Source organism: Kitasatospora sp. NPDC056731, assembly GCF_040687675.1.
In the GTDB taxonomy this organism is placed as follows: domain Bacteria; phylum Actinomycetota; class Actinomycetes; order Streptomycetales; family Streptomycetaceae; genus Kitasatospora.
Genome location: NZ_JBFBNR010000021.1, coordinates 62,569 through 82,645, shown reverse-complemented (window position 1 = coordinate 82,645; position 20,077 = coordinate 62,569). Strand labels below are relative to the sequence as shown.

General features: G+C 72.4%; 17 protein-coding genes and 1 pseudogene. 7 read left to right on the top strand and 11 right to left on the bottom strand.

Going from position 1 to position 20,077, the window contains the following annotated elements; genetic code table 11:
- Window positions 1-11: 11 nt before the first annotated feature.
- On the bottom strand, window positions 12-491 hold the full coding sequence (locus tag AB0R04_RS22595; RefSeq protein WP_363374021.1) for a cytochrome P450: 480 nt from the start codon (window positions 489-491) through the stop codon (window positions 12-14).
- Between AB0R04_RS22595 and AB0R04_RS22590 the strand changes: the two genes are divergently transcribed.
- Window positions 464-643 carry an FAD-dependent oxidoreductase gene (locus AB0R04_RS22590; protein ID WP_363373884.1) on the top strand — a complete coding sequence of 60 codons (180 nt, stop codon included), beginning with the start codon at window positions 464-466 and terminating at the stop codon, window positions 641-643. The two genes, AB0R04_RS22595 and AB0R04_RS22590, sit on opposite strands and share 28 nt — an antisense overlap.
- Window positions 644-815: 172 nt before the next feature.
- Here AB0R04_RS22590 and AB0R04_RS22585 read toward each other — a convergent pair whose 3' ends face one another.
- Both AB0R04_RS22585 and AB0R04_RS22580 read right to left on the bottom strand, forming a co-directional pair.
- Window positions 816-1,226, bottom strand: coding sequence for a PPOX class F420-dependent oxidoreductase (locus tag AB0R04_RS22585; RefSeq protein ID WP_363373882.1), 411 nt, complete (start codon window positions 1,224-1,226; stop codon window positions 816-818).
- A 34-nt stretch (window positions 1,227-1,260) separates the two neighbouring features.
- A complete protein-coding gene (locus AB0R04_RS22580; protein ID WP_363373879.1) occupies window positions 1,261-1,932 on the bottom strand; it encodes a hypothetical protein in 672 nt (223 codons plus the stop codon).
- Between the two features lie 211 nt (window positions 1,933-2,143).
- Between AB0R04_RS22580 and AB0R04_RS22575 the strand changes: the two are divergent.
- Both AB0R04_RS22575 and AB0R04_RS22570 read left to right on the top strand, forming a co-directional pair.
- Window positions 2,144-2,242: pseudogene (locus AB0R04_RS22575) on the top strand (oxidoreductase); the annotation flags it as partial.
- 215 nt (window positions 2,243-2,457) lie between these two features.
- Window positions 2,458-4,053: an alpha/beta fold hydrolase gene (locus AB0R04_RS22570; protein WP_363373876.1), complete on the top strand. Its 1,596-nt coding sequence runs from the start codon at window positions 2,458-2,460 to the stop codon at window positions 4,051-4,053.
- Window positions 4,054-4,282: 229 nt separating this feature from the next.
- On the opposite strand, the gene AB0R04_RS22565 is transcribed toward AB0R04_RS22570, so the two are convergent.
- The 7 genes from AB0R04_RS22565 to AB0R04_RS22535 all read right to left on the bottom strand — a co-directional run bounded on the left by AB0R04_RS22565 (window position 4,283) and on the right by AB0R04_RS22535 (window position 12,752).
- Window positions 4,283-4,846 (bottom strand): hypothetical protein, encoded by a 564-nt coding sequence (locus AB0R04_RS22565; protein WP_363373874.1) that lies wholly within the window; start codon window positions 4,844-4,846, stop codon window positions 4,283-4,285.
- A gap of 321 nt (window positions 4,847-5,167) precedes the next feature.
- Window positions 5,168-6,895 (bottom strand): amidohydrolase, encoded by a 1,728-nt coding sequence (locus AB0R04_RS22560; protein ID WP_363373872.1) that lies wholly within the window; start codon window positions 6,893-6,895, stop codon window positions 5,168-5,170.
- Window positions 6,896-7,029: 134 nt separating this feature from the next.
- On the bottom strand, window positions 7,030-8,475 hold the full coding sequence (gene gndA, locus AB0R04_RS22555) for an NADP-dependent phosphogluconate dehydrogenase (RefSeq protein WP_363373869.1): 1,446 nt from the start codon (window positions 8,473-8,475) through the stop codon (window positions 7,030-7,032).
- Window positions 8,476-8,555: 80 nt separating this feature from the next.
- Window positions 8,556-8,819 carry a hypothetical protein gene (locus tag AB0R04_RS22550; protein WP_363373866.1) on the bottom strand — a complete coding sequence of 88 codons (264 nt, stop codon included), beginning with the start codon at window positions 8,817-8,819 and terminating at the stop codon, window positions 8,556-8,558.
- 230 nt (window positions 8,820-9,049) lie between these two features.
- Window positions 9,050-10,126, bottom strand: coding sequence for a hypothetical protein (locus AB0R04_RS22545; RefSeq protein ID WP_363373863.1), 1,077 nt, complete (start codon window positions 10,124-10,126; stop codon window positions 9,050-9,052).
- A gap of 53 nt (window positions 10,127-10,179) precedes the next feature.
- Window positions 10,180-12,111 (bottom strand): DNA/RNA non-specific endonuclease, encoded by a 1,932-nt coding sequence (locus AB0R04_RS22540; protein ID WP_363373861.1) that lies wholly within the window; start codon window positions 12,109-12,111, stop codon window positions 10,180-10,182.
- A complete protein-coding gene (locus tag AB0R04_RS22535; RefSeq protein ID WP_363373859.1) occupies window positions 12,108-12,752 on the bottom strand; it encodes a sensor domain-containing protein in 645 nt (214 codons plus the stop codon). The genes AB0R04_RS22540 and AB0R04_RS22535 overlap by 4 nt, the downstream gene beginning before the upstream one ends.
- 818 nt (window positions 12,753-13,570) lie before the next feature.
- Here AB0R04_RS22535 and AB0R04_RS22530 point away from each other — a divergent pair.
- The 4 genes from AB0R04_RS22530 (at window position 13,571) to AB0R04_RS22515 (ending at window position 18,872) form a co-directional block, all read left to right on the top strand.
- A complete protein-coding gene (locus tag AB0R04_RS22530; RefSeq protein ID WP_363373856.1) occupies window positions 13,571-14,116 on the top strand; it encodes a hypothetical protein in 546 nt (181 codons plus the stop codon).
- A gap of 196 nt (window positions 14,117-14,312) precedes the next feature.
- Window positions 14,313-15,059, top strand: coding sequence for a tRNA-dependent cyclodipeptide synthase (locus AB0R04_RS22525; RefSeq protein WP_363373854.1), 747 nt, complete (start codon window positions 14,313-14,315; stop codon window positions 15,057-15,059).
- A 211-nt stretch (window positions 15,060-15,270) separates the two neighbouring features.
- A complete protein-coding gene (locus AB0R04_RS22520) occupies window positions 15,271-17,343 on the top strand; it encodes a glycoside hydrolase (protein WP_363373852.1) in 2,073 nt (690 codons plus the stop codon).
- Between the two features lie 227 nt (window positions 17,344-17,570).
- Window positions 17,571-18,872 (top strand): nucleotide disphospho-sugar-binding domain-containing protein, encoded by a 1,302-nt coding sequence (locus tag AB0R04_RS22515; RefSeq protein ID WP_363373850.1) that lies wholly within the window; start codon window positions 17,571-17,573, stop codon window positions 18,870-18,872.
- A gap of 126 nt (window positions 18,873-18,998) precedes the next feature.
- Here AB0R04_RS22515 and AB0R04_RS22510 read toward each other — a convergent pair whose 3' ends face one another.
- The gene (locus AB0R04_RS22510) at window positions 18,999-20,054 is read right to left on the bottom strand and encodes a YncE family protein (protein ID WP_363373848.1); all 1,056 of its coding nucleotides are present in this window, start codon (window positions 20,052-20,054) and stop codon (window positions 18,999-19,001) included.
- Window positions 20,055-20,077: the final 23 nt, after the last annotated feature.

Genomic DNA, 20,077 nt, shown 5'->3' with positions numbered 1-20,077 from the left:
CAGGAGCGGGCTCAGGGGTGCGCGGTCACGGTCGCGGTGAGGGGCGCGGGGCCGAGGGTGGCCGCCGCCATCGGGCGGGGGCGGCTGCCCGGGACCGGGTCCACTCGCCAGGCGGCCGTGACCGCCGCCGTCAGGAGGGTGAGCTCCGCCAGGGCGAAGTCGCCGCCGGGGCAGCCGTGCACACCGGCGGCGAAGGGCAGGTAGGTGCCGCGCGGGGGAGCGGGGTGCCGTTGCGGGTCCCAGCGGTCGGGGTCGAACGCGTCGGGGTTGCGGTACCAGAGGGGGTCCCGGTGCAGGGCGTAGGGGCTGTAGAAGATCTGGGCCCCGGGTGGGAGCCGGTGGCCGCCCAGTTCCACCGCACTGCCCGTACGGCGGGGGAACAGCCAGATCGGCGGGTAGAGCCGGAGGGTCTCCTGGACGACGCGGTGGGTGAGGACGAGCGCGGGGAGGTCGCTGGGAGAACGTGGTCCTCGCCCGCCCGGCCGGCGGATACCGGGACCTCGCCGCCTTCACCGCGAGCCTGGATCCGGCCTCCCCCGTCCAACTGGCCGGGGACCACTTCGCCTACAGCACCACCAACGCCGCGCTCGCCACCGGCGAACGCGCCGCGCGCCGGATCCTGGACCTGCCCCTCGCGACCTGAGGCGACGACATCCGCCACCGCCAGCGGCTGGTCGCGTTGTACGGCCGGCTTCCTCACACGTATGACAGTCACGTGACCGCATGGGCGAGGCACGTGACTGTCATACGCGAGGCCGGTGGACACACGTACGCCGTCCACGCGGACCGCATCCACGACGAACTCCGCCCCCTCGTCACCCGGTGTCGCGGGCGGCGGACCCCCGTTCCTCCAGGTTCCAGGTGATGACCCTGCGGGGGTGGACGCGGACGATGTCCCGGCTGAAGCGGTCGGGCGCCACCGGCGGCACGTCGACGGTCAGCACCTCGGCCCGGCCCCGGATCTCGACCCCGCGCCCCCACCCGCCCGCGACCGGGTCATCGGCCGGAGCCAGGTCGTCGACCAGGACGGAGACCTCGGGGCGGGCCTGCGCGTTGCGGTACTTCTGGCTGCGGGCCATGGCGGGCCCACCGATGTCGATGGTCCCGTCGTCGTTGAGCCTGAAGCCCACCGGGCGGATCTGCGGACGGCCGTCGGGGCCGATGGTGGCAAGTCGGGCCAGTGGCTGGGCGAGCAGGTACTCGCGCTCCCTCTCGGTGAAGATCATGCGGACGACCCTAGGAGCTCAAGGACGGTTGAGGTCAAGGCTGTTGAGCGCCCTCCTGCGTCGCGAGCGCGTGCCGGCCGGACTCGGCGAGGGTGTACAGCACGGACCGCTGCTGCTTGTGGCGCTGGACGTTCCCCTTGGCCACGAGCGACTCCAGGGTGTTGCGCACGACCTGCGGGGTGGGGGTGCGGTCCGAGTGCTTCACCAGCAGTTCGTCCCGCAGCTCCTTCGCCAGGCGCGGTTCGTCGTGACCGCTGAGCAGGGACAACAGGAGTTCTCCGAGTAGGGGTTGCCGCGACTTCCCCGCCGCGGCGGCCCGTGCCGGCTTCCCCGCCCGCACCGTCCGCGCCGTGTTCCCCGCCTTTCCCGCCTTCGCGGGCTTCGCCGTCTTCTCCGTCCGCGCCGAACGCGCCGAACGCGGCGAACGCGGCGAAGGTGTGCGGGCGGGGGCCGCAGCGGACGCCCGGCGTCGCTTCGCCCCGGTGAGCACGGGCTCGTCCTGTGCCTGCTGGGGCAGGGGCGAGGGTTCCGACAGGCCCTCGTACCGTTCGGCGAGGTGGAGGATGTCGACCAGGAGGGCTTCCTCCTGCTTCAGCATCCTGACCTCCTCGGCCAGTTCCTGCTGACGCCGACGGTTCTCTTCCAGATCCGATGCGGCCTGATCGACGAGCCGCGTACGGAGCGTGCTGGCTGGTTGGCTGGTCACAACCGTTCACTCCCTAGTAATGGATGACGTTGCGCATGGTACTCACGCTGGAGCCTCCGTGTAGGACGGTGCAGGCGGCGTACGGCATTCCCTTGGGGCCGTGCAGTACCATGCCCGACGCCCAGGCGAGCAGCACGCCGACAGGGCGAGGCGGCGTCGACAGGACATCGCACAATCGACAACCACCATCCGCGACCGCCGCGACGGGTGGATCACCCTGGCCTGGCTGCTGCGGCGGTCGCCGAACACCCTGCTGATCCGCGGCACCTCGTCGGTGGCACACCTGCGAGAGAACGTCGCAGGCTGCGGGCCGTGGAGTGCGCAGCGCGAGCGCCGGCAGGCGGGCGACAGGCCGTCGGCCCTGACCGGCGGCCGGCGGGAGGTGGGACTCTGGCCTTACGTCAGCCCGTCGGTGTACGCCGCAAGTCTGATCATGAACCCATCCCTGCGCCGTACGGGGGACGAGAGCGCCCGAACGGAGACTGGAGGCGATCCGAGAACACCGATTCTGCACTGAGGACGGGCATGGCGCTGCGAGACGGACGAACGATCTCCCTGTTGACGGTCGGCGCGGTGACGACCGTGATCGCGGCGCTCACCCCGGTGACGGCGTTCGCGGCGGGCGGGGACCCGCTCCAGCAGTACGCGCAGCAGAAGCTCCGTTGGGAGCGCTGCGACGCGGGCGGGCCGGCGGGGTTCGAGTGTGCGAAGGTCAAGGTTCCTCTGGTCTACGGCAACCCCGGGGGCCGGAGGATCGACCTCGCGATATCGCGGATCAAGGCGGGCAGCGCGAAGCTGCGGCACGGCGTGCTGCTGATGAATCCCGGTGGCCCGGGTTTCCCGGGGCTGGGCCTGCCCGTGGAGATGCAGCCGCTGCTGTCGGCGCAGGTGCGGGAGCGGTTCGACCTGGTCGGCTTCGACCCGCGCGGGGTCGGGCAGAGCTCGCCGGTCAGCTGCGGCCTGACGCCCGACGAGCAGGTCTACCAACGCCCGTACGTGGAGGGGAAGTTCGCCGAGGACGTGGCCCGGGCCCGGACGGTGGCCGACAAGTGCTGGGCCAAGTCGGGGGACACGCTGGCGCACATCACCACCCGCAACACGGCCCGGGACATGGACGTCGTCCGGGCGGTGCTGGGGGAACAGAAGATCTCCTACTTCGGGTACTCGTACGGCACCTACCTGGGCGCCGTCTACACACAGATGTTCCCCCGGCGCGCGGACCGGTTCGTGCTCGACAGCGCGCTCGATCCGGCGCTCGCGTGGCGGGGGATGTTCCGGGGGTGGTCGGCGGGGGCCGAACTCGCCTTCACCCGGTGGACGGAGTGGGCCGCCGCCCGCAACACCGCGTACGGGCTGGGCGCGACTGCGGCGGAGGTCCGGAAGGCGTACTGGGACCTGATCGCCCACGCCGACCGCACGCCCGTTCCGGTGGAGGGCGGGGTGCTCAGTGGCGACGCTATCCGGTCCAGGTACGCCGAGTTCGTCCGCGTCGAGGCCGTCACGCCCTGGATCGTCGCGCTCAAGGCCGCAGCCGCGGGCGGGCCGGCCGCTTCGGCCGCTTCGGCCGCTTCGGCCGGGGCGACCGGCGTGACCGGCGCGGCGGTGTCCGACGCCACCCCGGTCCGGGCCGCCGACGAGGGCGCGGGCGCGCGGGCCGCCGACCCGGTCGACCCGGCAGACCTGGTTGCCCCGGTCGACCCGGAGAACAACCGGGCCGCCGTCGTGTGGGCCGTCTTCTGCGGCGACACCCGCGACTGGCCGCGCGACCCCGAGCAGTACCGCCGGGACGCGATCCGGGACAAGGCCCGCTACCCGCTGGCCGGCGACCTGGGCGCCAACATCCAGCCGTGCGCGTTCTGGAAGCGGGCGGCCGGCGAGCCGGCCACCGTGGTGAACAACGACGTCAACGCGCTGATCGTGCAGAACCAGTGGGACCCGCAGGCGACACTGGCCATGGCACAGGGCATGCGGAGGGCGCTGCACGGTGCACGGATGATCACGGTGGCCGGCGGCGAGGGCCACGGTGTGGTGGTGGCCGGTCCGTCCTGCGCGAGCGCCGACGTCAACCGCTACCTGACCACCGGTCGGCTGCCCGCCAAGGACCTGACCTGCGGCAACTAGGGGCACCGTCGAAGCCCCCACTCCGCCGATCTGCGCGAGTTCTGAGTCGTTCGGCGTGCTCATGGATCACTACGCGCGCGTCGTGCGGTCCTTCGACACCCCGCCCGTGATCATCGGCCACTCGGTCGGCGGGCTCGTCGCCAAGCACCTCCTGGGCACCGGCCCGTGCCCCTGCCGCCGTTCGGGCGGCGGGGGCACGGGCCGGTCGCGTGACCGTCCGGGGTGGGGGTCAGCTCGGGAAGGGCCAGGTCGGGCACCACGGCCAGGTGACCTGGCCCGGGTAGGGCGGGCCCCACGGCGGGCACTTGGGCAGAGTCGGCGCCGCCGGGGCGCTGGTCCACAGGATCTTGCCGTTCAGCTGGACGGCGATCGCCCCCTCGTTGTAGACGGCCAGCTCGGCGCCGGGGTTGCCGCCGGTGTTGCTGGCCCACAGCGGGGTGTTGGCGGCGGAGTACACGACGAGGTTGCCGTCACCCTGCATGACCAGGATGTTGCCGTTGGGGATGGCGCCCTTGGCGACCCAGATCGGGGTGGTGTCGCGGTACAGGACGACGTTGCCGTCGCCCTGCATGGCCAGCATGATGTGGCCGTTCGGCGAGTACCAGGCCTGGTTGCGGTTCAGCAGGCTGTTCATCGGGATGTGGGTGGGCTCGGACGGCGCGGCGGCCACGGCGGCCGGAGCCGCGGCGGGGGCGGCGGCCTGGGCGGCGTCGGCGGTACCCGTGGTGAGGGCGCCGAACCCGATCGTGGCGAGGGCGGCCAGGGCGGCGACCCGGGAGCGGAGTCTGGACATGGGTGGGCTTGAAGTCCTTCCGGGAAAAGCGGAGTTGACGAAGTAGCGGGAGGGTTTCCTGCGGCGCCCGTCCCGCTGCGTCCGGCGCCGCACCGAACGTTAGGTCCGCGGCGCGCCGCCGATCGGCAGATCCACCGGCAGCTTCCGGATCGCCCGCTCGCCCGCCCGCTCACCGCCTTCGACAGCGCCGGCACCGATTCGTGGTGCGGTAAGCGGGCGCTCCCAGCCCCCGCTCGGCCGCTTCGGTACGGTGCCGCCACAGCGACGCCAAAGCCTGACCCTGCCGGGGACCTCGGAGTTTCCCGGCCCGGCCCCGGACGCTCAGCAGCAGCCCCACTGCGGGGTGGGCGCGGTGGTCGGGATCGCGGCGGCCCGGGCGGCGGGTGCCGGCGGGTGGATGGTCGTTCCCGCCTTGATCGTCTCGACGACCTCGATGTCGCGGATCGCCTCCGGGTCGACCGTCAGCGGATTGGCGCTGAGGATCACCAGGTCCGCGAGCTTGCCGACCTCGATGCTGCCCTTGCGGTCCTGCTCGCCGTACTGGTGGGCGGCGTTGAGGGTGATCGCGCGGACCGCATCCAGGGCCGACACCCGCTGCTCCGGCCCGAGGACGACCCCGTCGGTCCGGGTGCGCCGGGTCACCTGGCTGGACAGCACGGCGATCGAGTCGGGCAGCGCCACCGGCGCGTCGTGGTGCGAGGTGTAGCGCAGGCCGCGGTCGAGTGCCCAGCGGGCGGGGGAGATGGTGGCCGCCCGCTCCTCGCCGAGGACGGTCCTGCGGTACCAGTCGCCCCAGTAGTAGGTGTGCATGGAGAAGAAGGACGGCACGATCCCCAGTCGGGCGAACGCCTCGACCTGGTCCTCGCTGGCGGTCTGCGCGTGGATGGCCACGGTCGGCCGCCGGCCCGGCCCGGCCGCCTCGACCGCCCGGAGGAACTGGTCGATCGCCGCGTCGCCGTTGACGTGCGCCAGCACCTGCCAGCCCCGTTCGACCGCGGTGCTGACCTGCTTGGCCACCACCGCGTCGTCCGGCTCCGCCGGGTATCCGCAGTAGTCCTCGGGCTGCCCGGCCGGCGGCGTCAGGTACGGCGCGGTGAGCCACGCCGTGCGGCCCTGCGGCGAGCCGTCCAGCACCAGCTTCACCCCGGCCGCGCGGACGCCGTCCACGTACTCGTCGCTCACCCCGATCGGGTCGTCCAGCGCGGAGGCAGCCGCCTCGCCGGCCTTCACGTACGCGACCACGTCGACCGCGAACGGCACGGCGTCGGCCGTGTCCCGCAGTGCCTTGAGGTTGGCGAGGGTGGTGCCGCCCTCCTGGACGGTGGTGAAGCCGAAGCTCGCCGCCGTGGCCGCGCCGGTGATGAACAGCATCAGCAGTGCCCGTTCGGGCAGCCCCTCGAGCGCCAGGTCCGAGGCCGGGGTGAACGCCTTCTCCTCCAGGACCCCGTCGGGCTCGCCGTGCGCGGGCGGGACGGCGAGTTCGCGCCGCCGGATCACCCCGCCCTCGGGGTCGGGCGTGGCGGCCGAGTAGCCGAGCCGTTTCAGGCCGAGGCTGTTCACCGCGCCGAGGTGGAAGGACTGGTGGATGGCGAGCACCGGGCGGTCCCTGGACACCTCGTCGAGGTCCTCGCGGGTGGGGTGGCGGCCCTCGGCGAGCATCGCGTCGTCGTAGCCGAACCCGACGATCCACTCGGAGTCCGCGCCCACCGTGCTCCCGGCCCAGGCGCGCAGCTTGTCCTTCAGCGAGTCGAGCCCGGTGACGTCGCCGTCCGGCGCGGCCAGCAGGTTGGCGATGGTGGCCTGGAGGCCGATGCCGCCGAGGTGCCCGTGCGCGTCGACGAACCCGGGCAGCAGGGCGCGGCCCTCAAGGTCCCGTACGACGGTGTGCGGGCCGCTCCACTGGTCCAGCGCCTCCTGCCGGGGGCCGACGAAGACGATCGTGCCGTCCTTGACGGCCACGGCCTCGGGGGGCCGGGCGTCACTTTCGGCGCTCTCGGCGACGGTGACGATCTCGCCGCCGTGGAGGATGAGGTCGGCCTGCTGGGCCATGCGGGTCTCCTGGAGGTAGGGGTTTGCGCCACGCTCCTACCCGTGGTGACCGCGGAATCACCTTCTGTGGCGCCGGTCTGTCCGTATGTCGCTCCCGCACGGTGGTTGCGGGTGTCCCAGGTGTCCCGGGTGTCTCAGCGCTGCTCCTCCGGGCGGCCCTCGACCTCCCAGCGGGTGTGGAAGGTCCCGTCCCGGTCGACGCGACGGTAGGTGTGCGCGCCGAAGAAGTCCCGCTGGCCCTGCACCAGTGCGGCCGGGAGGCGCCCCGCCCGCAGGCCGTCGTAGTAGGCGAGCGCGGTCGCGAAGCCGGGGGCGGGCACCCCGAGTTCGACCGCCGCCGAGACGACCCGTCGCCAGGCCGACTGCGCGGAGCCGAGCGCCTCCCGGAAGTGCGCGTCGGTCAGCAGGGTGGGGCGCTCCCGGTCGGCCTCGTACGCGGCCCTGATCCGGTCCAGGAACCGGGCCCTGATGATGCAGCCGCCGCGCCAGATCGCGGCCATCTCGCCGGGGTCGATCTGCCAGGAGTACTCCGCGCTGCCGGCCTGGATCTGGTTGAAGCCCTGGGCGTAGGCCACCATCTTGGAGGCGTACAGCGCCTGCTCGACGTCGTCCGCGAACCGGTCCGACGCCGCGCTGTCGAGCCAGGTCTCGGTGGGGCCGGGCAGCCCCCGGCCGGCCTGCCGGAGCGGCACGCTGCCGGACAGCGCCCGGGCGAAGACCGCCTCGGCGATCCCGCTGACGGGCACGCCGAGCTCCAGCGCGCTCTGGACGGTCCAGCGGCCGGTGCCCTTCTGCTCGGCCTGGTCCAGCACGACGTCGACGAAGGGCTTCCCGGTCGCCGCATCGGTGTGGGCGAGGATCTCGGCGGTGATCTCGATCAGGTAGGACTCCAGGCGTCCGCCGTTCCAGGTCCGGAAGACCTCGGCGATCGCGTCGGGTTGCAGTCCGGCTCCGTGCCGCAGCAGGTCGTACGCCTCGGCGATGAGCTGCATGTCGGCGTATTCGATGCCGTTGTGGACCATCTTGACGAAGTGGCCGGCGCCGTCCGGTCCGACGTGGGTGCAGCAGGGCTTGCCGTCGACCTTGGCCGCGATGTCCTCCAGCAGCGGTCCCAGGACCCGGTAGGCCTCCGGGGTGCCGCCGGGCATGATGCTCGGCCCCTCCAGGGCGCCCTGCTCACCGCCGGAGATGCCGCTGCCCACGAAGTGCAGGCCGCGTCCGCGCAGGGCCGCCTCCCGCCTCCTGGTGTCGAGGAAGTGCGCGTTCCCGCCGTCCACCACCACGTCGCCCTCGTCGAGCAGCGGCACCAGCTCGTCGATGACCGCGTCGGTCGGCGCCCCGGCCTTGACCATGATCACGATCAGGCGGGGGCGTTCCAGGGCCGCGACGAACTTCTCCGTGGTCTCGGCGGCCACGAACTCGCCCTCGTGCCCGAACTCCTCCAGCAGCGCCGTGGTCCGCGCCAGCGTGCGGTTGTGCACGGCCACCCGATAGCCGTGGCGGGCGAAGTTCCTGGCCAGGTTGCGGCCCATCACGGCCAATCCGGTGACGCCGATCCGGGCCGGTGCCTGCTCGGTCATGGCGGGAATCTCCAAGGGGGTCTCGGGGGCACAGGTGCTCGGGACTGTCGGGGCTGTGAGGGCTATCGGGACTGTCGGGACTACTCAGCGGAGAGCGCGAGGATCTCGTCCTCGGGAAGCTCGACGTACTCCTCGCCCTCCACCCGGATCTCCGATCCGGAGAGCCTGTTGAAGAGGATCTTCTCGCCGACCTTGACGTCCACCGGGTGCGGCTTGCCGCTCCCCAACTGCCGGCCGGGCCCCACCGCCACCACCTCGCCCGTCCACGTCTCCGGGTCCTGCGGGGTCGAAACCCCAATCGGCTTGACGATCAGATGATCGTGCTTCGGGTGGAAGTCGGGCATGGCATGGTCCTCTCACGTAGCCGCCTGCGGCGCAGCCGGGGCCGCCCCCACACCCCGATTCTGCCGATCCGCGTCCGCGACCGCCCCACCAGCCGCTCGACGTTCACGCACCGGCGCGGCCGCCTCCCGCCGCCCGTTGCCCGCGATGGGGCGGCCGAGTTGCCGGGCCCGGCATGCTCCGTTCGGGTAACGGGGCGTCGGCCCGGGCACAGCGGGGCGGCTCCGGTCGGCTACTGCAGCAGTGCGGCGTGCGGGTGCTCCGGGGCCGCCGGGCATGCGTAGATCTGCTGGTTGTACCCGTCGCCGACGGTGATCATGGTCGGTGCCGCCGAGTCGGGTCGGACGGCGTCCCGGGTCGCGCCGGCCTGGGTCGCGCCGGCCCGGTCCTCGTACGGGATCCAGCTGCGGACGTCCGCGCGCCACTCCTTCGTGGCGATGGTCAGCATCGGGTCCATCCGGCAACCGCAGGCGCGGCAGTACTGCGGAGCGGGATCGGTGAAGCTCCAGGGAGCCCAGCCGCCGGCCTTCCAACCGGGGGCGACGGACAACTCCCAGTCGTAGTACCCGTCCTCCGCCCCGTCGTAGGCGCTGCCCGGCCCCGCACCGGTCTTCCGCCGGGCGCTCCACGCCCGGACCTGCGCGCGCAGGTCCGGGTCGAGCTCCACCGCCAGGGGGTACTCGGTGACCCGCTCGGGGGAGACCAGGCACGGCTGCGGCAGGTAGTCCTCGTACTGGATCGCGGGCGGCTGCGGAGGCGCGGTGAGGACCTCGCCGACCGCGGTGGCGGACCGCCAGAACAGCTCGGTCCTCGGCATGCTCTCCCAGGAGTAGTCGAAAGGGTGCTCGAAGGGATGGTCGAAGGGACACCACAGAACCTGGAGCAGGTCCGCGCCTTCGGGTGGACGCAGGTCGGGCACCTCGCGGACGTACAGCTGGGCCACGGCCAGCATCGCGACCGGCCCCTGCGGGCACGGGCGGCCGGCGCCGGCCCGATCCAGCGCGGCGCGCTCCTGCGGGGTGTAGGAGCGGGCACCCGCTGGCCGGCTCCGGGCGGCCGCCCGGATCTCGCGCAACAGCCGGACATCCGCCGGGGAGGTCGCAGGCAGCACGGCCGGCACCCGGTGCGTGCCCTCGCAGTGCGGCCACGGCTCGGCGGCGGGCCACAGCAGCGGACCTCCGACCGAGCTCTCCCGCGGGGACGGCGATCCGGGCCGCGGGTGCAGCCGGGTCGCCGTCCGGGCCAGCGGGGCCAGCCGTGGGAAGGCCGCCTCGATGTCATCCGGCCTCGGCGGGGTGGTGCGGGTCATGCCGGCCTCCAAGCCGTACCGGTCCCGGGTCCCCGGTTGCCGGCTGCCCGGTCTCAGTTCCCCAGACCGGGCCCGCCGTCCCAGGGGACGTTCAGGAGGGTCTGCTCGTTGAAGACGGGCCATGACGCGCCGTCGGGCAGCTGGACCGTCGCACTCATGCTCGCGCCCCACGGGATCGTGCTGCTGTCGTCCCGGTAGAGGGGCGTCACCACGTAGTACACGGCGGCGTCCCCGTCCGCGGACAGCGCGTTCACCTCCTTCTGGACCCTGGCCTCGAACATCCTCATGCTGATCCCCTTGATGTTCATCCCGAGCTGGTAGCACGGGACGAGGTTGATCCAGTCCTCCTTGTGACTGCCCCTTCCCCCGAGGACGTTGGCGATCAGATGGCAGCGGGCGAGGCCGCCGCTGGGAGACTGCGCGTTCGCGTCCTCCCAGCCCGTGATGTCGCCGTCGGCCTCGTCCCCCTTGACCAGGGGGTTCGTCAGGCAGGCCTCCGCCTTGCCGGCCCTGGTGGCCGGCGCGGGGGCCCGGGAGCCGGAGGGGCTCGGGCCCGCGGTCCGGTTACGACTGGGCACGGGCTGCTCGGTGTTGAGGATCCATCCGCCGCCGCTCGCCCTCCCCCGGGGCCGGGTCAGGCAGGCGGCCTTGCCGGAAGGAGAGGGCGACGGGCTCCCGGGGCCGGTCGCCGGGGGCTCCGGCGCCGGTTGGACGGACTTGATCTCGTCGATGACGAGCTTCACGCCGGCCTTGTACGCGACGAGCCGGCCGCGGCGGTCCATGGCGGTTCTGAAGACCTCCAGGGCGGGGGCCGTGGCAGCCCCCGGCATCTGCACCTGGAGGGCCGTGTAGGTCCCGTCGGGTTTGCGGACCAGCCCGTCGTAGGCGATGGACGGGCTGCCGAGCTGCGCTGCCTGTGCGGCGGGAAGCTGCCCGACGGCTTCGGGCAGCAGGTACGCCGTGCCCGGGCGCATGTCGACGGTGGTGCCGGCCTGTTTCGCGTAGGCCTTCAGGGCGGAGGTGCGCGGCTGCTGGTACGGGCTGTCGGCGGTGCCGGGGGTGTCAGCGGTGTCGGCAGTGTCGACGGTGTCGACTCCCCGCCTCCGGCTCTGGGACTGGCTCTGGCCCTGACTCTGGTTCTGGGACGGGGCGTGAGCGCGGTGCTGCGGAGGGGCGGCCGCGTCACCGCCCTGGTCCATCGCCGCCGCCGGGTCCGGTGGATTGTCGGCGAGGCTCTGGGTGGCCTGGGCCATCTGCTGGAGCAACTGCTGGGCCCGGGGCTGGAGCTGCTGCTCCTTGGCCTGGAGCTCCTTGGCCTTCGCCTCCTGGGCCTTGGCGGCGGTGGTGAGTTGGGACTGCCTGGAACTGAGCTTGGACTCCTCCTGCCCGAGCTGGGACTGCTCGCTCTCCAGGCTGCCCTTCTCGGCCTGGAGCTGGGCCTGTTCGGCCCTCAGTTCGCTCGCCTCGGCGTCGTACGCGCTGGACGCGGCGGCCTGCGCGGGCAGTTGGAAGGTGTGCGGCTTGTTGTTGTGGGCATCGATCCTGGAGGCCAAGGCCGCCGCGCGCGTCCCGAAGCTGCCGGCCTTCTGCTTCGCGGCAGCGGCCTTGCTCTCGAACGCCGCGGTGTCGTTGCGCAGGGCGGCGGCATCCTTGGTGATCTGCTCCGCCTCGGCGACCACGGCCTTGCCCTGTTGCGCGATCTCCGCTTCCTGCCGGTTGAAGTCCTCGATCTCCCGGATGAGGTCCGCCGAGGCGGCCGCGACGTCCCCGGACGGGACCAGGACAGCGACGGCGCCCGACTGGGCCGCGACGGCCGCAGCGCCGGTGGCCGCGAACGCGGGCGCTCCCGCGCCGACGACCGGCACCAGCACGGCCGCCAGCACCAGGAGAACGACGCGCCGTGCGGTGGTCCGTACGGCCGTCCGCACGGTCGTCCGTACGGTTCGCCGGCGGCGGGCGGCCGGCCCGTACGGGGACACGGTCATCCGCTCACCTTCCCGGTGAGCTCGTCGGCGAGCTTCGCGGTGGTCGGCTGGCCGTCGCCCGCCTGGCAGACGGCGACCTGGACCAGACTCGTGCCCTTCACCCGCGCCTGGTGGTGGCAGGCCCACTGCGCGCCGCCGTCCTGTGCGCCGTCCTGCGCCGCCGTCCACGCCACGGCGACCTCGGTGGGAGGGTGGGCCGTGTAGGCCCACTTCGCGGTACGACCTGCCTGGTCGGTGACCGTCGAGGACGGGCACTTGGTGAGGCCGTCGGTGAGCGCCTGGAAGGCCGCGCCGGTCTTCTCGCTGTCCGGGAACACGCCGATGACCTGGTTCACGGTGTAGGCGCCCGTGGCCCCTGCGTCCTGGTAGGTCGCCGACAGGAACGCGGTCCACGCCTGCCCGTAGACCGACTGGGTCGTCGGTCCCGCCGCGACGGCGCATTCCGACGGCGACACGGCGAGCGGGGCGTGCGGCCGGTCCGACTGCGGGCCGGCGACCAGCGTCGTCCCGGCCAGCCGACTGACGCCGTCAGGGCTCACGAGGTCCGCTTGGACCGTACCCGCGGCCACGTGCGGCGGCAGGCTCGTCGGCTGCTGCGGCCAGAGCCACCACCCGATGCCGGCCAGGACGAGGCAGGGCACGACCGCGGCCACGATCAGCTGCCAGTGGCGCGGTACCCGAGCGAGCCGGGGCCTCCCCGGGCCTGCCGTCGGCGCGTGCTGCGGAACCGGCGGCCGCGGCGACGGCGGTTGCGACTGCGGCGACGGCGCCGCGCCGGATGCCGAAGGCGGCCCAGCAGGACGGGCCGCCCCAGCGCCTGACGGGCCATCACCACCTGGGCCCGACGGCGGCGGAATGATGTAGTCGGCGTCTTCGGCCACGCTGATCTCCCCCACGACACGCCGCCATCCGGGCGACTCAGGTTGCGTTCTGTAAACGAAGCCGGGACATACCGTCACTCATCCAGCGCAGCGGGGCAAGACCTTCCGGTCGGATTTGAGGACCGTCTGAGCATTTCGCCGAAACCACCAACTGCCAGTCAGCGCGTCAGAGTTGGATCAACCCGTGCCGTGCCGCGCAGGGCCGACGGATCGGAACCCTCGGCGGTGAAGAGCCAGGACGCCCGGAGGACCACCGGACTCCGAGGATCGCTCGGAGGTAGGAGGCCGGGCCCCCGGAGCAGGCGTACAGCCTGCTTGTCCGTCCACGGACGGAGGGCAGCCGCCTGCTCCCGAGGCCGAGTGGGCCCGCTACGATGCGCCACGTGCTTCTCGCTGTTGACACGCATTCACATGCGTACCAAATCGGACAGTCCATGGGGACGTGGGGTATACCCGCTCTGATCGCTGTCCTCCTCGCCTGGCGGTTCACCGGCACCTGGCGAAACCCCGTCGCCCGCACCCTCGAAGAGGCGCCCCGCGTCGCCGCGGTGCGGAGAAGGCGCAGGAGCGTCAGCATTGTGGCGACTCTCCTCCTCGTCGGCGCCGGGGTGATCGCAGTGGTCGTGGAGGCGGGTTCGGACTCCTCTTACGGCCCTGCGGCCCGGTCAGGCCCGGCCGGGCGCACCATCGACGCTCCGGCAACCGTCGCCGGCTACCACCTGATCACCGGTGAGGCCGCAGTCGGCCTGTCGGCCCGGGTGCCGGGCGCGACCCCCGAGCGTTACTGGTTCTATACGGACACGCCGGACGGCACCCGGCCGAGCCTCGTCTTCAACGCCTCCACTACGCAGTGGGATCCCAAGCTCGCCCGGGAAAACGCCACGCACTCGCTTTCCTGGGGCCTCACCAACTTCTTCGCGGGCGCGAAGATCGAGGACCCCCAGGACGTCGACGCCGGCCCGCTCGGCGGAGCCATGCAGTGCGGGCACCAGATCGGCAGAGGAGCTGTGGTGTGCCGCTGGGGCGACGCCTCGACGGTGGGCTCCGTCGCGGTCCTCGGCATCACGGACATCCACCAGGCGGGGGCGATCGCCCTGCAGTTCCGCAGCGCTGCCGAACACTGAACAAACTCGGGCGAGCAACACACCGTCAGACTCATGAGGCCTCAAGCCATCGGGCCGATGGAGTCACGGTCCATTCCGGGCCCGGCCACTGTGCTGTGGGCGAGTTGAAGCGATTTGACGGTTGATCGGACGAAACCTAACTTCGATCCCGTACCGATCATCGCTCACTCGTTCGATGGCCCGGAGGGGTTTTCGCGTGCCTCCTTACGAACAGACTTCTGTCGGCATATCAGGAATCTCCGAGAATCGGCCGAAAACCTCCTACAAGGCGAGTGTTGACTTGGTCTCCCCTCCGGCCCGGCGGGCCGGACTGGCGGACCGGGGCCAGTGCTTCCTCGGCGTCAGCCTGGAGAACGGCAACTTCGCTCCGGGAAAACTCGCCGCGATGCTCCGCTGGATAGCCGGGCGGTTCCCCCGCTGCACGGTGCTGGTCGGGGACAGCATCCACCGGATCACCCTGGCGTCCACCCAGGGACTGCCGGAGGACGAGGCGCTCTCCCGGGCGCTGGCCCTGGGCGACCGCTTCATCGCCGACACCCGGGCCCTGTTCGCGGCCGAACGCGAGCGGACCGAATTCACGTTCCTGCGCTGCTCCGAAGTGCAGCGGTGGGATTCCTACGCAAAGCACCATCGAGGCCTCGCCGACTACCGCCGGGCCGACCGGAACTTCCGGGAGTCCGTCGATGCGTTCGGGCGACGCTTTCATGCCAGGTATTCCGGCCAGCTTGCCGAGGCAGAACTGGAGAGGCGGGTCGAAATGTCCGCACAGTACTTTCTGGAGGAGTCCGCGATATTCGCGTGTCTTGTCCAGGAAGGCCTTTCCGTCATGGTCTACCCCGGTTCGTTCGGCACCCTTTCCGAGATCACCGACGGGCGGCACCCGGACGCACCGGAGGAACTGCGTCGGCTGACCGTCGTCTCGCTCGATCTGCGGAGGCGTTGACGGCGCCCCTCATCCCGCCGGGCGCTCTGCCGGACCGCCGGGGCAGCTGTCCAAGCTCGGGTGCCGTCAGCATGACCGGTGGTCAAGGGTCGTTTCTTAAGGACTTCTTAGGAGTCCTTCGTATCACTGTGTCATGCACACAGGTACTCATGCGTCATCCTTTGCGGGCCCCGCCCGCCGGCACGTTCCGCGCGCTGTTCTCGTCCTCGCCGTGGCCACCGCGCTGGTGTCCGGAACCGTGGCGAGCGCCAGCGCCAGCTCCGCCTCGCAGCTGCGGGTGCGGGTCCATGACGGGCGCGTCGACGTGCCGGTACGCGGCGGCACCGCCACCATCGATGCGGCCACGCTGCGGGCCGAGGCCCGGACCGAGGACGGGCGGGTGGTCCTGCTGTCCGCTCCGGCCGACCAGGGGCTGGGCAGGGCGAGCGACCCGGTCAGGACGGCGAGCGGCGCGGCCTGGTCGTACCCGGAGAAGGGCCTGCGGGCCGAAGTCCGCGCCGATCACGGCCGGTTGCTGGTCACCCTCACCGGGACCGCCCTCACCGGGACCGCCCCCACCGGGAGCGGCGGCGACACCTCGGTGCGGTGGCCGGTGACCGCCGCCGATCCGGCCGCCGCCGAGGTCCAGCTCCCGCGCGGCGAGGGGCTGTCCGTTCCCGTCGACGACCCGTTCTGGAACTCCTCCGACGGGGCGCTGGTCGGCGAGGAGCAGGAGCTGAGCTCGCAGCTGTCCATGCCGATGTGGGGCTACACGCTCCGCGCCGGCCGGGCCGGCGTCAGCTACATCGTCCCCACCGACATCGGCACGTCGCTGACGTTCGCCTCCCAGGACGGCCGGCTGCGGGCCACGGCCGAGCACGGGTTCGCGGCCGGGAACGGCACCGGCGCGTACACCGTGGCCTTCTCCCTCACCGACGGCTCCCCGGTGGCCCCGGCCGTGGACTACCGCAACTGGCTTGCGGAGCACGGGCAGTTGGGAAGCCTGAGCGAGAAGATCAAGCAGAACCCGCAGACCGCGAAGCTGCTCGGCGCCTTCCACGCCTACGCCTGGGGCGGCGCCCGCCGGCCCGCCTACCTCGACCGGCTCAAGGAACTGGGCGTCTCCCGGCTCTGGCTCGGCTACGACTCCGACGACTCCCCGATGACGAGCGAGGACGTCAAGGCCGCCGAGGCCGCCGGCTACCTGGTCGGACCGTACGACTCCTTCGCCAACGGCCAGCAGAAGACGGACGATTCCTCCCCCAACTCCGTCTGGCCGGACGACGTCTACCCCCGGTTCTGCGTCCTCAGGGCCGACGGGACGCCGCAACCCGGCTTCCACAAGAAGGGCTGCTACCTCAGCTCGCAGGCGTTCGAGCAGGCCGAGCCGCAGCAGCACTACCTGGCGAACCGCACCCGCTCGCTGGTCGCCAACGGGGCCGACAGCTACTTCCTCGACGTGGACGCGGCGGGCGAGCTCTTCCGGGACTTCGACCCCGGCCACGCGATGACCATGGACGAGGACCGCGCCAACCGGCTCGCCCGGATGCGGCGCCTGACGGACGGCTCGTACGACGCGTCCACGGGCCGGCCCGCCCCGCTGGTCCTGGGCTCGGAGTCCGCCGGCTCCTGGGCCAACCAGGTGCTGGCCTTCGACCACGGCTCGGGCACCCCGGTGGACGGGCGGCTGTGGGCGATGGAGTCCGGGCACTTCGACAACGGGCCGCAGGACCCCAAGGACGACGGCGCCTGGGGCGGCTACGCCCCGGAACAGGCCGCCGCCACCTTCTTCAAGCCGGTGCGGACCACGGACTTCAAGCCCGAGCACCAGGCCCGGGTGGCCGCCGCCCTGAAGGCGATGTACGACCCGCGGTACCGGGTGCCGCTGTACGAGACGGCGCTGCACGGTTCGCTGGTCAACGTCGAACGCTGGGAACTGCCCTTCGGCAAACTGCCGGAGCAGAAGACCACGCGCGCGCTGCTGGCGATGCTCGACAACACCCCGCTCAACTTCGTGCTCAGCGACAAGGACCCGCGCGACGGGCAGAACCTGCGGGAACTGGCCGCCCTGCAGCAGTACTTCGCGCCGCTGCACCAGGCGGCCGGCACCCGGCAGCTGACCTCCTTCCGCTGGCTGACCGGCGACCACCTGGTGCAGCGGACCGTCTTCGGCGACGGCACGCTGACCGTCACCGCCAACTTCGGCACCACGGTCCACGACGGCCTGCCGGGCGGCTGCGTGGACGCCACCGTGCGCGGACGCCCGGGCACCCAGCGGCTCTGCCCGGGTGACGTGGTCTCCTGACGACCGTGGCTGACGAGCTGACGAGCTGACGAGCTGACGGCCGGCGGGACGGGCGGCCCCGCCCGTCCCGCCTGGTCTCGCCGCCCGCCGCCCCGCGCGCCCCGCCGCCATCCCGCCGGTGTCGGGCGGACGCGGCGTGGTGGGTTAGCCTGCGCTGTGGCCGGGTGCGCGGGGACGACCACGGGGTGCGCACGGACCGGCCGACGAACGAATTTGGGGGGCTTCACATGTCCAGGATCATCACTGCCGCCATGCCCGCGCACGGGCACACCGCGCCGCTGCTGGCGATCACCGCCGATCTGGTGGCGCGCGGGCACGAGGTGGTCTTCCTCGGCGGGGCGCGGTTCGCCGGGGCCGCCGAGGAGGCCGGGGCGCGCTTCGTCGCCCTGCCGGCGGAGGCGGATTTCGACGACCGCCGGATCAACGACTCCTTCCCGGGCCGGGCCGAACTGCCGCCCGGGCCGCAGCGGTTGGCCTTCGACGCCCGGAACATCTTCATCGACCCGGTGCCCGCGCAGTACCGGGCGCTGCGCGCGCTGCTGGCGGAGTTCCCGGCCACGGTCGTGCTCGGTGACTGCTTCTTCCACGGCGCGGTGGCTCTGGCGCTGGCCCATCCGCGCGAGGAGCGGCCGGCCGTGGTGGGCATCGGGGTGTCCCCGCCGATGCTGCAGAGTGTCGACACGGCGCCCTTCGGCCTCGCGCTGGCGCCCCAGGCGGGACCGGAAGGGCTGGCCCGCAACCGGGAGTTGAACGCCGAGGCGGCGCTGCGCGGCGAGCCGCTGCGGCAGTACGCGGCCGAGGTCTTCGCCGGGGTGGGGGCCGAACTGCCGCCGGGGCCACGGGCGAACGCCGCCGTCACCGGGCCCGACCACTACCTGCAGCTGACCGTCCCGGGGTTCGAGTACCCGCGCAGTGACGCGCCGGCCTCGCTGCGCTACATCGGCGCGCTGGCTCCGCAGAGCCGGGTCGAGGCTGAACTGCCGCAGTGGTGGCCGGAGTTGACGTCCGACCGCTCGGTCGTGGTGGTCACCCAGGGCACCCTGGCCAATGACGACCTGACCGAGCTGCTGGTCCCCGCGGTGCGGGCGCTGGCCGACCGCCCCGACCTGCTGGTGGTCGCGGCCACGGTCCGCCCGGACGGGCCCGAGCTGCTGGCGCAGGCGCTCGGCGGCCTGCCGGACAACGTGCGGGCCGCCGGCTACCTGCCGTTCGACCGGCTCCTGCCGCACGCCGACGTGTTGATCAGCAACGGCGGCTACGGCGGTGTCCACACCGCGCTGGCCTTCGGGGTGCCGCTGGTGGTCGCGGGCGGCAGCGAGGACAAGCCCGAGGTGGCCGCCCGGGTGGCCTGGCGCGGTGTCGGCGTCGACCTGCGCACCGGGCGCCCGGGCGAGCCGGAGCTGCGCGAGGCCGTCGACCGGGTCCTGGCCGACCCGGCCTACCGCGCCAACGCCGCCGACCTGGCCGCCGAACTCGCGGCCCACCAGCCGTTGACGGCGATCGCCGAACTGGTGGACTCGCTCGGCTGACCGCTGCGGGGTGCCGCCGGGCGCTCGGGGAGGTCGACCGGCCGGGGGAAGCCGCCCGCCCCGGCCGGGGGCGATCTCGTCGCCCGGGCGGCCACCGATCCCGACTGCGCGCGTGTGCGTATGGGCTCAGCGGATGTTGATGCCCACCATGGCGCGGCTCTTGGGGAAGTCGATCGGGGCGCCGTCGATCGTGTTGGTGGTGGTGTCCAGGACACTGACGGCGTGGCCGAAGCCGTGGGCGATCCACAGTTTCTTGCCGTCGGGGGTGAGTGCGGAGCCGAGGGGGTCCCGGGTGACCTTGACGGGGTCGCCGATCCGGACGGCCTTCTGGGTGTCGACGATGGCGATGGCGTCTCCTGACGAGCAGGAGACGTAGCCGCGGCTGCCGTCGGAGTTCAGGGCGATGTAGGCCGGGCCGTCGCAGGCGCTGATGGGCTTGCCGACGGGCTGGTCGGTCGCGGCGTCGACGACCAGCACCGAGCCCGCGCGGATCATGGGGACGTAGAGGTACTTGCCGTCCGGACTGACCACCGGGCGGCCGAGTTCGTCCTTGAGGTCGACGGGCTGCGTGACCTTGGCGCCGGTCGTGGTGTCGAAGGCCTCGATCAGGTGGCGGAACGTGTAGGTGAGGTAGAGCCGGTTGCCGTCCGGGCTGATGGCCAGCCGCATGTCCCCGGTACTGGCGAGCCCACCGATCGGGGTGCCCACCGTCCAGGCGTTGAGGTCGATCCGGGTGATCTGGTTGCTGAAGCCGGCGGCGTAGAGGGTGCTGTCGTCGGGGCTGATCACCATCCCCCTGACCTTGCCGACCTTGATCGGGTCCCCGGCCTGCTTGCCGGTCTTCACGTCGTAGCGGACGACCGTGCGGTCCACCGAGAGGAACACCACGGCGTACTTGCCGTCCTTGGTCACGGCGATGTCCCTGCCGTACTTGGCGGTGCTGATCGGGTCGCCGACCAGGGTGCGGTCCTTGGTGTTGAACTTGTAGATGAGGCTGTTGTCGATGTCGTAGGTGTAGGCGATGGGGACGTCCGCTGCCTGGGCGGAGGTCTGCCGTCCCCAGGTCAGGGCTGCGACCACGGCCGCGGCGGTGAAGGCGGCGGTGATCAGAGTGGCGCGGCGCAGTCGTGGCCGGGAGCGGTGTGGTCGAGGGGAGTCGTCGGCCGTGCTCGGGTCGGTCATGGCGGGGGCCTTTCGGGGTCGGG

Bases quoted from the DNA above. Each gene is read 5' to 3' on its own strand.
- AB0R04_RS22585 (WP_363373882.1), bottom strand. From the start codon at position 1,226: ATGATCTTCACCGAGAGGGAGCGCGAGTACCTGCTCGCCCAGCCACTG.
- AB0R04_RS22570 (WP_363373876.1), top strand. From the start codon at position 2,458: ATGGCGCTGCGAGACGGACGAACGATCTCCCTGTTGACGGTCGGCGCG.
- AB0R04_RS22565 (WP_363373874.1), bottom strand. From the start codon at position 4,846: ATGTCCAGACTCCGCTCCCGGGTCGCCGCCCTGGCCGCCCTCGCCACG.
- AB0R04_RS22560 (WP_363373872.1), bottom strand. From the start codon at position 6,895: ATGGCCCAGCAGGCCGACCTCATCCTCCACGGCGGCGAGATCGTCACC.
- gndA (WP_363373869.1), bottom strand. From the start codon at position 8,475: ATGACCGAGCAGGCACCGGCCCGGATCGGCGTCACCGGATTGGCCGTG.
- AB0R04_RS22550 (WP_363373866.1), bottom strand. From the start codon at position 8,819: ATGCCCGACTTCCACCCGAAGCACGATCATCTGATCGTCAAGCCGATT.
- AB0R04_RS22545 (WP_363373863.1), bottom strand. From the start codon at position 10,126: ATGACCCGCACCACCCCGCCGAGGCCGGATGACATCGAGGCGGCCTTC.
- AB0R04_RS22540 (WP_363373861.1), bottom strand. From the start codon at position 12,111: ATGACCGTGTCCCCGTACGGGCCGGCCGCCCGCCGCCGGCGAACCGTA.
- AB0R04_RS22515 (WP_363373850.1), top strand. From the start codon at position 17,571: ATGTCCAGGATCATCACTGCCGCCATGCCCGCGCACGGGCACACCGCG.
- AB0R04_RS22510 (WP_363373848.1), bottom strand. From the start codon at position 20,054: ATGACCGACCCGAGCACGGCCGACGACTCCCCTCGACCACACCGCTCC.